Here is a 16,307-nt window from a genome sequence, read left to right on the forward strand (position 1 = left end):
AGTATAAAATGCCGTTAAAATTTATCAATTTAAGATAAAAAAGCAGCTAAAAGCACGTATAATTGTGCTTTAGCGATTAAGTCACGGGCTAGCTATTTAGTAATCCACGGGGTGACCTTTGTAAGGGGAGCTGAAACATCAAACGTTGTTTTATCGTCTTGCCAGTCATCAGTAACACTCACGTGGCAAATATTTTGTACACAATTAAAAGCTGCATCATCAATACTAACCGGCTCTGCAAATGTGAGTACCACGCCCTTTTGCTCAGGGAGCAAAAAGCTCATCAGTTTACTGACAAAAAAACCTGATAAATCTGAGAGCAGCTCATCAAACTCTGCGTTTAGTTTATATAACTGCTGTTTATTTAAATCGCTATTGGTAAATTCTCGGGCTTCTATTTGTAATTTTAGCTGACAATCATGGTTGTCATTTTGTGGTTCAATAACGATTACCGCTTTATCAGTATCAAGCTGCTTATCATAAGGCAAAAGCAACTGCGCTTGCGCAGTGTAGTTAAGTGGATATTCTTGTCGTTCAGTTATAATACGGCCCGTTTTAATCAAGCACTCATCGTTTGAAGCGATATCTGTAATATAAAAGTTTACTTGAGCAAACTGAAAATCACCTTTATTAACCACTTTTAAACGATCATAAAAGCCATCATACGATACAACAAATTCTTTTGCTTGAAGCGTTGCACTAACAAAAATGCTGCACAACAAACCCACAAGTAAAGTAACGTTACACTTATTCATCAAAATAGGCCTTATTATGATTAATCATCTGGTTTAGCTCTTCAATATAGGCTTCACCACGCTCTGAATACGACATTAAACCATAGCTGAGTTTAGTAGCGGTAACTGGCTTTTGTTGAAGGCGTAAATCAGCACGAATTGAACGTAGCTCTTTGTAAGCTGCATGGGTGTTAATATTCTTAAAATAAGATGAAACTGCGTCACGAACAGATTTAAAAGCGGCCACTTCATGTGCTGCACCAGAATTACGACGATTCGGGATCATGCCACAGCCCTGGCTGTAACACCATTGACCAAAAAAATTCAAGCCTATACGGGCAAAACGTGATGTCCCCCAAGCCGACTCGTTCGCCGCTTGCATTAACGCAAGCTCTTTCGGAATAATATCCACGCGCCGTAGTGCTTGGTTTAGCGATAAATTATTTATTATATTAGGTAGCTTATAACTATTTAGAATATTTTTTACTTGCTTCGTTTGTTTCGCATTCAATGGCTCGTCATATTGAAGCATCATTAATGCGATTTCTAACGTAGCACGCTGTTGACGAATTTGTTTATTTTCAGCCTCGATGTGCGGACGAATAAAATCAAAAAACGCGCGTTTTTTTTCTTTTACGTCAGTAAAGCTATTAAAATCAGGTAGCTTTACACTGTGAAGTGGCTTTTCTTTTTCCTTGACGATTAATTGTTCAGTGCTTTCTTGCTCTTCGGGCTGAGTCGTTGTTTTAATAAATGGATAAACTAACGCCCAAATAAAAAATAGACTAACGAGTAATTTAACTAAGTACTTTAGCATGTATTCTCTCTAAAAAACTGATATTGATGCATGGCCATATTCACATGCATGTAGCCACGTATTATACTTAATAACAGCTAATTTAGAAACATCAGCCACTTAATATAGAAACTTTCATCAACTGAATGATTTATAATCTACTAAAATCCGTTACAATATTTATATCAACTTGCTAGAAGTCAGCGGAGAACCAATTCATGGAATTAGATTGGCAAAGTAGGATCATAGAACAGCAGAAATCTCGACCCAATGATAATCGCTCTGCTTGGCAAGTAGACCGTTCACGGATAATACACGCAGCTGCGTTTAGGCGACTTCAGGCGAAAACCCAAATTATGGGTATAGGGCTTAATGACTTTCATCGTACCCGTTTAACCCATTCACTGGAAGTATCGCAAATTGGTAGTGGGCTACTACGTCATTTAGAAAAACAGCACCCTGATTTTAATCATTTTCCAGATCAAAGTTTATTAGAAACCTTATGCTTAGCCCATGATATAGGCCACCCAGCATTTGGCCATGGTGGAGAAATAGCATTAAATTATATGATGCGAGATCATGGTGGCTTTGAAGGTAATGCGCAAACCCTGCGAATAGTGTCTCGATTAGAGCCCTATAGTGATGGCCATGGTATGAACTTGACTCGCAGGACATTATTAGGCTTTATAAAATATCCAGCTTTTATTGAAGACCTATGGCATACAATTCCTGAACATGATTCTAGCAGAGCCTTTATAAAAGCAGACGATTGGCGACCAGCTAAAGGCTTGTACACTGATGATAAAACCACTTTTGAATGGATCATCGCCCCTTTATCAGACGCTGATAAAAACAATTTTAGTCAAGCAAAGCCTATTGACGAATACAGATCAAAGACACTGTTTAAGTCTCTTGATGCTGCAATTATGGAGCTAGCTGATGACATTGCTTACGCCGTTCATGATTTAGAAGACGCAATTGCCACTGAGCAAATAACCTTAAAAGAATGGCAGAACCATGCAATACCCGTATTACAAAGTGTTGACTGTGATTGGCTTGAAACAAGCAATATAACAGCGCGTCTTTTTTTAGGTAGTGAAGCTCAGCGCAAAGATGTAATTGGTGAATTAGTTAATTTGTTTATAACTCAATCTTCAATAACAAGCACCGATATTGTATTTGAGAATCCTATTTTGAATTATACCGTCGTTTTACCAGAGCCTTACCAGCACTTGCTCGAAGCGTTAAAGTCATTTATCTATCATCGTTTAATTAGAGCATCTCATATGCAGCAGATTGAATTTAAAGGTCAAAAATTAATAATCGAACTTTTCGAAGCATTTGCCTGTGACCCTTTACGCTTATTACCTGAGACAACGGCAAAGCTCTATCGACAAGTGCAGCAGCAAGGTGGTAATACACACCGTGTAATTTGTGATTATTTAAGTGGTATGACTGACGAATACGCGTTTAAAACGCATCAACGACTATTTTCAAGTAATAACTAACGATTAAAGTAAGTAGTAAGTATAGTTAAACGCCGAAACCATAGTTTCGGCGTTTTGTATTAAGATAAAAGTGTTTTTACAGTGACTTTATGCCCATGTTAAACAAGGTAAAGCCGTAAATATCGGCGTACTGGTCAATTATTTTACTTGTTGGTGTACCTGCACCATGACCCGCATTTGTCTCAATGCGGATCAAATAAGGGTTAGCACCAGCCCCTTTAGCCTGTAGCTCAGCGGCAAATTTATATGAGTGGGCAGGAACAACACGGTCATCATGATCACCTGTCGTAATTAATGTTGCTGGATATTCAACTCCTTGCTTAACATTGTGTACCGGTGAGTAAGCTTTTAAATAATCGAACATTTCTTTACTTTGTTCACTGGTTCCGTAATCATACGCCCAACCAGCTCCAGCGGTGAATGTATGATAGCGCAGCATATCTAAAACACCCACAGCAGGTAGCGCAACTTTAAATAACTCTGGTCGCTGGGTCATTACAGCGCCAACCAGTAGACCACCGTTTGAGCCACCACGTACTGCTAGGTAGTCACTTGATGTGTATTTTTTCTCATTTAGGTATTCGGCTGCAGCGATAAAATCATCAAATACATTTTGCTTTTTCAACTGAGTACCCGCATCGTGCCACTCTTTACCGTACTCACCACCACCACGAATATTAGCGACTGCATAGACACCTCCTTGCTCAAGCCATGCAGCAATTGCAGGACTAAACCCTGGTGTCATACTTGCGTTGAAGCCACCATAACCATATAAAATAGTTGGATTTTTACCATCAAGTTTAGTGTCTTTTTTATACGAGATAATCATCGGTACCTTAGTACCATCTTTAGATGCATAAAATACTTGTTCAGAGGTATATTGCTCTGAATCAAACTGTGCACCGGATTTACGATAAACTTCAGATTTACCCGTTTTAACATTAAATGAATAGGTACTACCTGGCGTTGTGTAGTTAGCAAACGAGTAGTACAGCGTATCACTTTCTTTTTTACCGCTAAAACCACGTGCCGTGCCTACACCTGGAAGACTAATTTCACGAACTAGCTCACCTGATTTATCAAATTGCTGAACTTTTGAAATTGCATCAACCATATACTTTGCAAAGAAGTAATCACCACCTTTAGACATACTTAATACATTATCTGTTTGCGCTATTAAGTCTTGCCATTGATCAGGTGTTGGGTTTGCTGCATCAACAGTCACCACTTTTTTATTAGGTGCATTAAGGTTAGTCACTAAAAAAAGTTTACTGCCGTCATTATCTAGCAAATAAGTATCTGACTCGGTATGCTCTAAAATTGTCGTAAGTTTACTCTCAGGCTTTGATAAATCTTTAATAAATAGCTTGTTGCCTGATGTTGATACACTGGCTGAGATAAGTAAATAACGGTTGTCACGGGTAACTGATGCGCCAATATAACGGTGCTTTTCATCATCAGTGCCACCATAAACCAGTTCATCAGTGCTTTGCGCTGTGCCTAATTTATGAAAATACACTTTGTGTTGATCTGTTTTAGCAGACAATTCGCTACCCTTAGGTTTGTCGTAGCTTGAATAATAGAAACCTTCATTGGCTAACCAAGAAATGCCGCTAAATTTAACGTCAACTAAATTTTCTTCGATAGGTTGTTTAGTCTCAGTGTCAATAATAATGATTTTACGCCAGTCACTGCCACCTTCTGAAATTTGATACGCTGCCAATGAACCATCTTCTGAAAATGTAAGACCAGACATAGACGTTGTGCCGTCATCACTGAAAGTATTTGGATCTAAAAAGACTTCAGCTTCACCATCACCGAGTTTACGAAACAAAACATATTGATTTTGTAGCCCATCATTTTTATAAAAATAAGTGTACTTACCTTCAGTAAAAGGAGCTGTAACTTTTTCATAATTCATTAATTTTTCAAGGCTGGCTTTTAATGTGTCACGATAAGGAATATTGTCTAGGTAGGAAAACGTCGTATTATTTTGAGTCTCAACCCAGTGGGCTGTTTCATCGCTCATATCATCTTCTAACCAACGATATGGGTCTGCAACTTTTTCATCAAAATAGATATCAACAACAGCTCCTTTTTTAGTTTCAGGGTAGGTTAACTGCTGTTTAGTCTCGTTTTTAGTTATTACTTCTTTTTCACTTTTATTAACTGGCATATCTGAACAACCACTTAGTGCTGCTATGACAGCACAGGCTAAAACTTTTTTTAACATTATATTTTCATTCTCGCTAATTAGTTATCTTATAACATATTTTTTTAAGGGACTATTGTCGAGTATTATGCGACTAATAAATTGTGCTACTGTGAATGTATGTAAACATGCTGCGTAGAAGTTGAAGGATTTTTTTTACAAAAAAGGGGTATAGAATGGGACAAAAAAAAAGACAAGAACCTTTTCAAACATTCAAAGATTTTTACCCGTATTACTTAACAGAGCATAGTAATAAAACGTGTCGTAGATTACATTTTTTGGGTAGTTGCCTAGTGCTACTTGTTGTTGCATATGTCGCAATCACACTCAATTTTATCGCACTTTGGTTATTACCGATTATAGGCTATGGCTTTGCATGGATAGGTCATTTTTTCTTTGAGAAGAACCGCCCTGCTACATTCAAATACCCTTTTTACAGCCTGTGGGGTGATTGGGTAATGTTTAAAGATATATTAGTGGGTAAAATTCCCTGGTGAACAGCCTGCTTTTATTAACTGCCAATGCTATAGTAACGCTAATTTTTACTATTTAAGATATTAAAATGTATCGACTATTTGAGCGGATGACGAAACCGTTCCCTGAACAACAGCCAAGCCAACCACCTGCAACTCTTCTTGCCTTCTGCCTGCATTATACTAAGGGTATGGAGCTATCTTTAGTACTTATGTCACTCAGTGCTGCAATGTTGGCCATTTTAGAAGTCTCTCTTTTTAGTTACATGGGACAATTAGTCGATTGGTTGGGAACATACACACCAGAAACGCTATTTATTGAACAAGAATCAGAGCTTATTAAGATGGCTATTGTCTTGCTGGTGATTTTACCTGTGGTGGTGTTTTTTCACTCGGCTATATTACACCAAGCACTGCTCGGTAATTACCCCATGTCGATTCGTTGGTTAGCGCATCGCTATTTATTACGCCAAAGCGTCAGCTTTTATCAAAATGAATTTGCGGGACGTATCGCAACAAAAGTGATGCAAACATCGCTAGCTGTTCGAGAAACCGTGATGAAGCTACTCGACGTGCTTATGTACATTGTGGTCTATTTTGGTGCTATGGTATTCTTGGTTGCCGAAGCTGATTGGCGATTAATGATCCCCCTACTGGTTTGGCTTGCACTTTATGCTGCAATTCAAATGCATTTTGTACCAAAGCTCAAACGTATCGCAAGCTCACAAGCAGATGCACGCTCTGAAATGACTGGCCGAATTGTTGATAGTTATACAAATATTTCAACAATAAAGTTGTTCTCGTACACCCAACGTGAAGAACAGTACGCTAAAGACAGTATGGACGTATTTTTACAACCTGTTTATAAACAAATGCGCTTAGTCACCAGTTTAAATTTTTGCATTAATAGTCTTAATTATTTACTGGTTTTTAGTGTATCAGCATTATCTCTTTACCTTTGGTCATTAAGTGCAATAAGCGCTGGTGCAATTGCTATCGCGGTCAGTTTATCCCTTCGTTTAAATGGCATGGCACAATGGATTATGTGGGAAATTAGCAGTCTATTTGAAAACATTGGTACAGTTAGCGATGGTATGAAAACCTTATCGGCACCGATTGATGTTGATGACATGCCAAATGCTAAATCACTCGCTGTCACTGAAGGGCAAATTGCATTCGATAATGTCTTCTTTAACTATGGTAAAGCAGCTAATGAGACCAACCGAGGGCCTGTTATCAATGGTTTAGATTTAAACATAAAACCCGGTGAAAAAATTGGTTTAGTGGGTCGCTCGGGTGCTGGTAAATCAACGCTTGTTAATCTATTACTGCGTTTTTATGATGTTGACAGTGGCGCAATAAAAATTGATGGTCAAGATATATCAAAAGTCAGCCAGCAAAGCTTAAGAAAATACATTGCAATGGTTACACAAGACACTTCTTTATTGCATCGCTCAGTCAAAGAAAACATTCTTTATGGTCGCCCAGATGCAACCGATGAACAAATGATAGAAGCGACAAAACAAGCTAAAGCCATGGAGTTTATCGAAGACTTAGAAGACAGCAAGGGTAATCAAGGGTTTGCCGTACAAGTTGGTGAGCGCGGCGTCAAACTCTCTGGTGGCCAGCGTCAACGTATTGCAATTGCCCGTGTATTACTTAAAAACGCCCCTATTTTAATATTAGATGAGGCAACAAGCGCTCTTGACTCTGAAGTTGAAGCCGCAATTCAAGCAAGCCTTGATGATTTAATGACTGGCAAGACGGTTATTGCCATTGCACATCGCCTATCAACCATTGCCCAAATGGACAGGCTAATCGTGCTTGATGAGGGCGGTATCGTAGAGCAAGGCAGTCATGAGCAGCTACTATCTCAAAATGGTATTTATGCTGGTCTATGGGCCCACCAAACCGGTGGATTCATTGGCGTTGAATGAAGTTAGCAAGTTAGCAAGTTAGCAAGTTAGCAAGTTAGCAAGTTAGCAAGTTAGCAAGTTAGCAAGTTAGCAAGTTAGCAAGTTAGCAAGTTAGCAAGTTAGCAAGTTAGCAAGTTAGCAAGTTAGCAAAGCTTAGTCGGTGCTTTAGGCTAGTCAATTTAAAGTTAAATATACTTCAGTTTTAACTATCTGAAGTATATTTAACATCGCTATTAAGCCTAAATAATCGAGACTAACATCAACTAGCATAGTCATATCGACTAAAGTACCCCTTGTAACTGTTAATATTTTTATAACCTTCCCCTTTAATAAGCTTCAATCCTAGACCTTTGACTAATCCCAACTTGTACAAACTTGCTTTACTCTAGGCTTTCAATATTTATTGCTTGAAAAAGCTGTATTTAAGTTTGAAACAGAGCAGCAAATATGTTGCCGGAGAAGTTATGACAACAACATCACAGGATAAAAATCCAAACAATGTAGAAGCCGATACACAACAACATAGTGTAAACGCAAGCTACGAAAGCCTTCATAAGCCGAGCTCATCATTTGATACCCGAGATGAATATCTCGAACATGAACTACAAATAATGCAACCAAAACGTTGGCGGGCAAATTTACCTTTTCGGGACTACCGTTTCGAACTTGAAGATACTATCCCGGCTATGGCAGGAACTATTGGTAAAGTTGTTATGGTTGGGGCAATTGCTGCTACCTTTGCGGCTCCGCTCGGTTTAGGTGATGCCTTTATATTAGAGAATGTGCGCTACGAACTATTAATTGTCGCATTTTTCATTATATTGTTTTCAGGATTCATTTTACCTACCGCTAATTTAGCGGGTACACATGGCCCTTTGATCCCCCTTATCCCTATTGTGGTTGCAGCAGGTGGTCACCCGATGGCTTTCGGTTTATTGATTGGCGCATTTGGTTTTATTCTTGCTATAAGTAAAGGTGGTAGTTTACTCGCTCGATTAACCAGCAAAGGAGTATGCGGGGGGTTACTGCTTTACCTCGGGTTTATTGGCACTATTTCCCAAGTAAAAAAATTATTTGCATGGGCTGAAAGCATTAATATGAGCCACATAGCCTTCATTGTAATTTTAGCGACTATATTACTTTATGCACTCTTAGAGCACTTTAAAAAACGTTGGCTTGCTGTGCCGTTAAGCTGCTTAATTGGCGGTGTCACAGCGTTTGCTTTAGGTGCACCTTTTGAATTCAAAACAGCACCTGGCCTACCAAATATGAATCCAATGTATTGGTGGGGTGAAAATACCGGGTGGATGCTTGGCTTACCGACACTTGAAAGCTTTGTTGTGGTGCTACCTTTTGCCATACTCGCCGTAGCAATGTGGTCACCTGACTTTTTAGGTCATCAAGTATTTCAAAAAATTAGTTACCCGCAACGCACTGAAAAAGTCCATATGAATATAGACGATACTATGTTTAGCGCATCGGTTCGTCAAACCTGTGGTTCGTTACTGGGGGGCTCTAACTTTACCTCATCTTGGGGTACTTATATTGTGCCAGCAGCTATCGCTAAGCGCCCTATTCCTGCTGGCGCTGTGTTAACTGCCCTATTTTGTATTATTGCTGGTATTTGGGGATACCCTATGGATTTAGCCATATGGCAGCCAGTACTTTGCGTTGCGCTAATTGTAGGGGTATTTATACCACTGCTTGAGGCAGGGATGGAAATGACCCGCGAAGGCAAAACCACTCAGTCCGCGGCCATTGTTGTATTTGCATCAACGCTGGTAAATCCTGCATTTGGTTGGTCTCTGACAATGTTGCTTGATAACCTGGGTCTAATTGGTTGTAAAGAGCGAAGTGCTGAGCTAAGCCCAATGAGTCGTTGGAAAATTCCGTTAATAATGTTTGTTCTATTAACCAGTGTAATGGCTATGGTCGGAATGCTACCTGGAATACCTGCTCTGCTAAGTGATTTCAGACACTTATAAATAACCTCCTTATACTAGCAGCAAACTGAGGGTTAGTTTGCTGCTTTTCATATTTTCTAAATAGATTTTTAAAAAGCAATTAAACGTAAACCTAATAGAACCAGCATCACCATATTTGCCCCTACACCCGCTAAAAAGAAATAGCTTCGAGGGCTTGGATTTTTTTCTGTTGCAATAGCATAATAAAGTGCCATGTGAATGCAGCGAGCAATAACATAAACCCAAATACAAATTGCAAACACAGCACTGTGATAACCAATTATAAATGCAAATAACACAGTTCCTAAAAACAGTATGCTATTTTCAATGGTATTCTGAAACGTGCGATGCGCCCTAAAAACAAAGCTACCGTGACTTAAATTAGAATCAATTTTACCCGGTACTGCATCTTTTTGGCTCGCTTTACTAAATGTAGCAACAGCCCATTGAATGAATACCATGATCAAGTAAATATACAGTGCAAAATAAGCAGATAAAGCAAGTTCAGTCATTATTAACCCTCTTATTGTTTAGATACTTACCTTGAAGCAAAAAACAAGCCTACCCTAACCATTTGAATACCAATAAGTTTTATATCTAACTGTTAATCAACATGTAAAAAATAGTCTTGCTTGTATAAAAACTACATTAATGTGAGTCATTATGTTTTTGAGAGGTGTAATGTTTGTTGTATTGGATGGTTTAAAATGTAATAACAAAAATGACTGCGGGTAAAATAAAGCTCACTGCTAATATTTTTTTAGATGACATAACATACCCTGAAACAGAAGATATATTAGTAATCTAATGTAAGCGTATTATCAATTGAAGTGTTCTAACAAGCTAAAGTGTAAGTAAACATGTAATAGATTTTGATTGCAAAAAGCAAAGAAAACCTAGCTTCTTTGCTTTATAGAAGTTGTTTTGCTAAAACAAAGATGCATTTAACCACAAGTGCAGCAAAATACTTGCAGCATAACCAAGTGCAATAACAGGCGTCCATTTTAAATGACCAAAAAAGGTGTAGTAGCCTCTGGCTTGTCCCATCAATGCAACCCCTGCCGCAGATCCTATTGATAACAAACTGCCACCGACTCCAGCGGTGAGCGTAATGAGTAGCCACTGCCCATGAGACATATCCGGTTGCATAGAAAGTACAGCAAACATTACAGGTATATTATCTATCACAGCAGAAATCACACCTAAAAAGATATTTGCCGACGTTGCAGACCAATTCCCATAGAGCATCTCAGACATTAAATTTAAATAACCTAAAAAGCCCAAACCACCCACACACATTACGATGCCATAGAAAAACAATAAAGTGTCCCACTCAGCGCGTGATACTTTGCTAAACACATCGAATGGAACCACGCTACCGAGTTTGGCTAGGCGGTCATTATCCCCAATCTGTTCTGCATGGGCTTTTTTGCGCGCTAATGAGCCCGGTAATGTCATTCTTAAAAAGTAACCAAAAAACTGTAAGTAACCTAATCCCATCATCATGCCAAGTACGGGGGGTAAATGTAAAAAGCTATGACACGCAACAGCCGTTGCTATGGTTAATAAAAATAGCGTTAAAATTCTCAACGCACCGCGTTTAAGCTCTATTTCTTCATACACCGCTGAAGGCTGTTTATCTGCAACATAAAAGCTCATTATCGCTGCGGGTACTAAATAGTTTGCTAATGACGGTAAAAATAACACCAAAAACTCATTAAAATGAACGAGTCCCGCTTGCCAAACCATTAAAGTCGTAATATCACCAAAGGGGCTAAATGCTCCACCAGCATTGGCCGCAATAACGATGTTGATACAACTTAAATTAATAAAAGGCTTATCACCCTCTGCCACTTTCATCACCACTGCACACATTAACAATGCTGTCGTTAAATTATCTGCTATCGGTGAAATAAAAAACGCTAAAAACCCAGTGATCCAAAATAGGTTTTTATAATTAAACCCCTTTTGAATCATCCATGAGCGTAGCGCATCAAACACACGCCTTTCTTCAAGGGCATTTATGTAAGTCATTGCAACGAGTAAAAACAACATTAGTTCAGCAAATTCGAGCAAATTATGTCTAAATGCAGACTCAGTGATGCCCGGCATATCGTTGTTTACATAATACGCACCGATTAAAATCCATATTAGACCAGCAGCTACCAGTACAGGTTTAGACTTTCTTAGGTGCAGCTTTTCCTCAAGCATAACTACTGCATATGCTATGCAAAATATAACAATACAGAGTAAACCAACATTCGATGTTGTAAGGTTTAATTGACCTTCACTTGCCCATGCAGGCGAGCAAAATAGTAGTAACGCTAAGCTAAATAGACTTAAGCCTCGTAGTAAGTTTTTCACACGGTACGTCCTGTTTTAATTTCAAAAACGGTGATTTTATAACTAATTATTTTTTGTAATTATTATTGCTGAGGGGATGTTATAAAAAAGTTGACGTAAGTTACCATAATTTTACATGAAGGCAATTATACTCAAGTCTAAATAGGCATTATTTGCTGTTATTTAAAATATAAAATTGATGAATACCTGCTACTTTGTATTTTAGCCTGTGAGTGTATAAATTTCTTTCTTGCACTTTTAACAATATAGATTTACTTGTAAGCTGTAGACAACTGATGAATATCAACATTTAATTAAGGTAACTTATGCGATTAGGACCAGGTTTACTCGTCACCGCAGCTTTTATCGGTCCGGGCACAATCACCAGTGCTAGTATTGCCGGTGCAAATTTTGGCTTCACGCTAATTTGGACATTATTATTTTCAGTCGTAGCGACTATATTATTACAATCAATGGCTGCTCGCTTAGGTGTTGCAACAGGCTTAGATCTCGCTCAAGCTCTTCGTACACATATTCAAACCCCACTGTTTAAGAAAATTGCAGCGTTTTTAGTTATCAGTGCGATCGGCGTTGGTAGTGCAGCCTATGAAGCCGGTAATTTAAGCGGCGCAAGTATGGGGTTAATTGAAATATTCCCTCAAGTGAACACTCAAATATGGACGCCTTTAATTGCAGTTTTTAGTGCTTTCTTACTTTATAGTGGCAAACATAAAGTGGTGGAGTCTGCGCTGATCCTATTAGTGATATTAATGAGTTTAGTATTTATATCCACTTTAGTAATGGCTGCGCCTCCTATTATGAAGGTACTTGAAGGGTTTATACCCAGTATTCCAAAAGACTCTATGACAACAGTACTTGCATTAATCGGCACAACTATTGTGCCTTATAACCTGTTTTTGCATTCTGGCGTGCTTGCAGCACAACATAATAAACATAGTGATAAAGCTACGACTATTAAGCAAACTAATCTAGATACGGGGCTATCCATAACTTTAGGCGGTGTGATCACTTTAGCTATTTTATCTACTGCTTCAGTGGCTTTTTACGGCACAGAGACAGGCAAAATAAGTGCTGCGAATATGGCTATGCAACTCGAGCCGTTATTAGGTAATGCAGCGCATTACTTTTTTGCTATTGGTTTGTTTGCCGCAGGTTTAACCAGTGCCATTACCGCACCTCTAGCAGGTGCTTATGCCGTTTGTGGAATGCTTGGTTGGTCTAACAATATGAGTAACAACCGATTTAAATTGGTCGCTGTTATCATTTTAGTCTTCGGCGCCACCGTCGCATCACTTGGTTTAGACCCTGTCGCGGTGATTATTTTTGCACAAGCTGCCAATGGGTTATTATTGCCAATTGTTACCACCTACCTTGTATGGTTGGTAAATCAAGAAGCTGTGATGGGTGATTACACTAACTCACGATTTGTAAATTTGCTGGCGTTACCTGCATTAATACTGATTTTTTCACTCAGTGGTTATAAGCTAATTAGTCTATTGATACATTAATGCTTAAAAAAGCCGCTATTGTGAGATAGCGGCTTCAAATATCTGTTTAGTTACAGAGTTGATAGACATACAGTTACAACTATAACTTGTCTGTCGCTTCTTGAAGCGACTTATTAGCAAACATAACATCAAGCATTAATTTAATTCGCTCATCTGCATCACCAAATTTGGCTGTATGTAATGTGCTCGGTGCATTATAAGTGATTTTAGATACCCTTTGTCCTTGGTAGAATGCTTCTATTTCTGCTCTGCTTAAAAATAAAGCAAGATCCCAGCTCCAATACCCGACATATTCAATAGTCAGCTGCTGTGGATCGTGCTCGACACCTTCAGGTTCTACGACATATCGAATTTCTTCAGAATCCAACCACCCCTCTACAGCATGCTGAAAACCATCACGGGTTTCGGCATCATTAATAACTAACACTTGGGGTTTTGCTGTTAAGATGTTCTCAGGTATAGCACTTCCTGTGAACTTAGGGCTCACACACCCAGATAACAGAATAACTAAAGTAAAAAGTAGTGAGGTAGAGATTGTTGTTATTTTCATTTTTATATCCTTATTTAAAGTTGCCATGCGTAGCTTAGTTTTGTAAAGAAAGTGCGCTGATCACGCTCTATATCTTTAAGTGAATCATCTTGGTAACCTTTATCTGAATAGCCTAGGTAAAATAAAGTTTGAGCATTAATTTTATATGAGTAGACTAACTGACTACCATAATCACGGTTTATTTTATCTACTGCATAGTAATAGGCGTTTTCGTTGCGATCGATGTCTTCAAATTGCAAAATAAGTTTAACCATGGAACGCATATTGAATTTATAATAAATTCGTAAATCAGTCAGGTTCGCGGTAAATACATTATCCCCCTGCGGATTGTTTAACCGACTGAAGCTATGCTCTAGTTGAACTTGCCAGTGATCATTTATATCCCAAGTAAGTTCTGGCTCTAACGTAAATAGGTCACCAATTTGCTCATTGCTGTAATCAATTTTACTGCCAAATTCAGTATATAAGTTTAACGTGATATCTTTGCTTGGTTTAAAGCCGCCCCAAACATAGCCGATATTTTGGTTATAAAACTTATCATCGTAGTTTTCATTTCTATGAACATAGCCAATCTCTAAAAATGATTGCATTTGCCCTTTTAAAAATACATACCCTTCGTATTCTTCCTCTAGCAAACTGCCATCTTGTGCCCAAGTTTTATCCCAATCCACATTATATGAGTATTCAGTAACCAGCTCATTTGCATCTAAGTACCACGATTGCCCACCACCAAGTGTCACTTTTTTATAATCAACCTGAGCTTGGTAACCTAAGTCAGTACGATAGTCCTCGCCTATATCCTGATAGCTTGCAAAAAGTTTATAATCGCGTTTTTCACGGCTAAATTCGATTTCATAAGCGTGATCTGACTGCTGACTATCAAGGCCATAGTTTTCAACTAAGTATTGTGAATTTTTACTCTCTGAATTAGCTATTTGATATAACACACTGTCAGTTTGATTAAACCAGTAACTGCCATCAAGCGATAAAACCGTATTATGATAATTATCGGCTTCACGGTGTGTTGTAGTTACACCTACAGTGCCTTGCTCGCCAATATCATATTGGTAACGCCCTACTGCCGACTTGGATTTTTCGGCTAAATTTGCAAATCTTGAGCCTTGATTGGTTGGAAGCAAAATGCTGGTGTTTTCATCATCGGCATACATAAAAGCATAGCTGTGGGCGTCTGTTTTCCCTGTGATTTTGGCCCCGACATCAGGCTCAGCAATTGTTCTGGTATAAAGTAATTCGAATAAGCTACTTTTAAAATAAGACGCGCCATCTAAAAAGAATGGCCGCTTTTCAGCGTAATAGATTGAATAAGTGGTGTTTACATCCAGCTCTAAACTATCAGTTTCAACTTGTGAAAAATCTGGGTTGATAGTGGCATTTATCACAGCGTCTTGGCTAATACCCCAGCGTATATCTAACCCTGCTTCGGTATCTATATCACCATTTTGCCAATCTCCGGGTACAACCTCTTTAATGTCATGTCTCAGTGCAGTCAAGGTGGGTGTTAATTGAATATTTTTACTGGGCTCCATCGCATTAAAGCCCGTTATTTTATCAAATTGGCAAAAGCTGCATTTTACATCACGATCAAAACCAACATTTGACATCTGATACATCACATCACGTGGAAAGTTACGCCACAAAGCGATACTCCACGTCATATCGGCCTTATTTTTTGGAAACCGCAATGCAGTGAAAGGAATGCGCATTTCAACCACATAACCTTGGTCAGTTATTTGCCCTGCACTATCCCAAATCGCATCCCACGAAGGGTCTTCACTCCAGCCATCGGTATCTGTCATGCGCATATCTCCCTGCGCACCCAGAGGATTTACGTAAAATTCGTAACCTGTTCTTTCATCATTAAAAGTATCAATCATTAATGCAACGTTGTCATCCGTCCACAATGTATCACGATCGCGAAGCGCAGCACGGATATCTTCAGGGCTGTCGTCGTAAGCTATAAAGGCAACATACAAAAATGTTCCATCTTCATATAGATAAGCATCTGTTTTAACGGGCGGTACACCCTTTTCATTCGGTTCATTTTGATAAATTAACGGAATAAATGTGGCATCTTGCCAATGTGACTCTAACAGTTGCCCATCAAGGTCAATAGATTGTTCAAGATGAGCCAAGTTAAAGTGTTGTTTTTGCGCAAAAACATGCGTACTGAAATAAAGCACAAAAACATAAAAAAGGGTTTTTATTATTTGGTTTTGATACTGCATAAACATCCATTTAGGTTCGACTACTCAGCAGGAGTA

The 16,307-nt window shown here is 38.7% G+C and carries 12 protein-coding genes; 5 read left to right on the plus strand and 7 right to left on the minus strand.

What is annotated here, in order from left to right; translation table 11 throughout:
• Positions 1-92: 92 nt before the first annotated feature.
• The gene (locus AAEU30_RS15400) at positions 93-755 is read right to left on the minus strand and encodes a DUF2987 domain-containing protein (RefSeq protein ID WP_421961246.1); all 663 of its coding nucleotides are present in this window, start codon (positions 753-755) and stop codon (positions 93-95) included.
• Entirely contained in the window at positions 748-1,551 is an 804-nt protein-coding gene (locus AAEU30_RS15405; protein ID WP_421961247.1) for a glucosaminidase domain-containing protein, read from the minus strand. Before AAEU30_RS15405 ends, AAEU30_RS15400 begins: the two co-directional genes overlap by 8 nt.
• A gap of 197 nt (positions 1,552-1,748) precedes the next feature.
• On the opposite strand from AAEU30_RS15405, the gene AAEU30_RS15410 reads away from it, so the two are divergent.
• Positions 1,749-3,038 (plus strand): anti-phage deoxyguanosine triphosphatase, encoded by a 1,290-nt coding sequence (locus AAEU30_RS15410; RefSeq protein WP_421961248.1) that lies wholly within the window; start codon positions 1,749-1,751, stop codon positions 3,036-3,038.
• 76 nt (positions 3,039-3,114) lie between these two features.
• Here the strand turns inward: AAEU30_RS15410 and AAEU30_RS15415 are convergent, their stop codons facing one another.
• Positions 3,115-5,271, minus strand: coding sequence for a prolyl oligopeptidase family serine peptidase (locus AAEU30_RS15415; RefSeq protein ID WP_421961249.1), 2,157 nt, complete (start codon positions 5,269-5,271; stop codon positions 3,115-3,117).
• Positions 5,272-5,426: 155 nt separating this feature from the next.
• Here AAEU30_RS15415 and AAEU30_RS15420 point away from each other — a divergent pair, with 155 nt between their 5' ends.
• From AAEU30_RS15420 to AAEU30_RS15430, 3 genes are all read left to right on the plus strand, one after another.
• Positions 5,427-5,747, plus strand: coding sequence for an Mpo1-like protein (locus AAEU30_RS15420; RefSeq protein ID WP_421961250.1), 321 nt, complete (start codon positions 5,427-5,429; stop codon positions 5,745-5,747).
• A 65-nt stretch (positions 5,748-5,812) separates the two neighbouring features.
• Positions 5,813-7,660 carry an ABC transporter ATP-binding protein gene (locus tag AAEU30_RS15425; protein WP_421961251.1) on the plus strand — a complete coding sequence of 616 codons (1,848 nt, stop codon included), beginning with the start codon at positions 5,813-5,815 and terminating at the stop codon, positions 7,658-7,660.
• Positions 7,661-8,103: 443 nt separating this feature from the next.
• On the plus strand, positions 8,104-9,624 hold the full coding sequence (locus tag AAEU30_RS15430; RefSeq protein ID WP_421961252.1) for a DUF3360 family protein: 1,521 nt from the start codon (positions 8,104-8,106) through the stop codon (positions 9,622-9,624).
• Between the two features lie 68 nt (positions 9,625-9,692).
• Here AAEU30_RS15430 and AAEU30_RS15435 read toward each other — a convergent pair whose 3' ends face one another.
• Together AAEU30_RS15435 and nhaD are read right to left on the minus strand one after the other, a co-directional pair.
• Positions 9,693-10,115 (minus strand): MAPEG family protein, encoded by a 423-nt coding sequence (locus tag AAEU30_RS15435; protein ID WP_421961253.1) that lies wholly within the window; start codon positions 10,113-10,115, stop codon positions 9,693-9,695.
• Between the two features lie 415 nt (positions 10,116-10,530).
• The gene (nhaD, locus tag AAEU30_RS15440) at positions 10,531-11,967 is read right to left on the minus strand and encodes a sodium:proton antiporter NhaD (RefSeq protein WP_421961254.1); all 1,437 of its coding nucleotides are present in this window, start codon (positions 11,965-11,967) and stop codon (positions 10,531-10,533) included.
• Between the two features lie 305 nt (positions 11,968-12,272).
• Here nhaD and AAEU30_RS15445 point away from each other — a divergent pair, with 305 nt between their 5' ends.
• Entirely contained in the window at positions 12,273-13,475 is a 1,203-nt protein-coding gene (locus AAEU30_RS15445) for an Nramp family divalent metal transporter (RefSeq protein WP_421961255.1), read from the plus strand.
• A gap of 79 nt (positions 13,476-13,554) precedes the next feature.
• Here the strand turns inward: AAEU30_RS15445 and AAEU30_RS15450 are convergent, their stop codons facing one another.
• Complete coding sequence (locus tag AAEU30_RS15450; protein WP_421961256.1) at positions 13,555-14,025, minus strand: Sbal_3080 family lipoprotein; 471 nt, start codon at positions 14,023-14,025, stop codon at positions 13,555-13,557.
• A gap of 14 nt (positions 14,026-14,039) precedes the next feature.
• The gene (locus AAEU30_RS15455) at positions 14,040-16,271 is read right to left on the minus strand and encodes a carbohydrate binding family 9 domain-containing protein (RefSeq protein WP_421961257.1); all 2,232 of its coding nucleotides are present in this window, start codon (positions 16,269-16,271) and stop codon (positions 14,040-14,042) included.
• Between the last annotated feature and the right edge of the window lie 36 nt (positions 16,272-16,307).

Origin of the sequence: Pseudoalteromonas mucoides (genome assembly GCF_049257175.1) — a bacterium.
In the GTDB taxonomy this organism is placed as follows: domain Bacteria; phylum Pseudomonadota; class Gammaproteobacteria; order Enterobacterales; family Alteromonadaceae; genus Pseudoalteromonas.

Coding starts and splice junctions, on each gene's coding strand:
- AAEU30_RS15430 (WP_421961252.1), top strand. CDS start 8,104: ATGACAACAACATCACAGGATAAAAATCCAAACAATGTAGAAGCCGAT.
- AAEU30_RS15400 (WP_421961246.1), bottom strand. CDS start 755: ATGAATAAGTGTAACGTTACTTTACTTGTGGGTTTGTTGTGCAGCATT.
- AAEU30_RS15435 (WP_421961253.1), bottom strand. CDS start 10,115: ATGACTGAACTTGCTTTATCTGCTTATTTTGCACTGTATATTTACTTG.
- AAEU30_RS15445 (WP_421961255.1), top strand. CDS start 12,273: ATGCGATTAGGACCAGGTTTACTCGTCACCGCAGCTTTTATCGGTCCG.
- AAEU30_RS15405 (WP_421961247.1), bottom strand. CDS start 1,551: ATGCTAAAGTACTTAGTTAAATTACTCGTTAGTCTATTTTTTATTTGG.
- AAEU30_RS15425 (WP_421961251.1), top strand. CDS start 5,813: ATGTATCGACTATTTGAGCGGATGACGAAACCGTTCCCTGAACAACAG.
- AAEU30_RS15415 (WP_421961249.1), bottom strand. CDS start 5,271: ATGTTAAAAAAAGTTTTAGCCTGTGCTGTCATAGCAGCACTAAGTGGT.
- AAEU30_RS15455 (WP_421961257.1), bottom strand. CDS start 16,271: ATGCAGTATCAAAACCAAATAATAAAAACCCTTTTTTATGTTTTTGTG.
- AAEU30_RS15410 (WP_421961248.1), top strand. CDS start 1,749: ATGGAATTAGATTGGCAAAGTAGGATCATAGAACAGCAGAAATCTCGA.
- AAEU30_RS15420 (WP_421961250.1), top strand. CDS start 5,427: ATGGGACAAAAAAAAAGACAAGAACCTTTTCAAACATTCAAAGATTTT.
- AAEU30_RS15450 (WP_421961256.1), bottom strand. CDS start 14,025: ATGAAAATAACAACAATCTCTACCTCACTACTTTTTACTTTAGTTATT.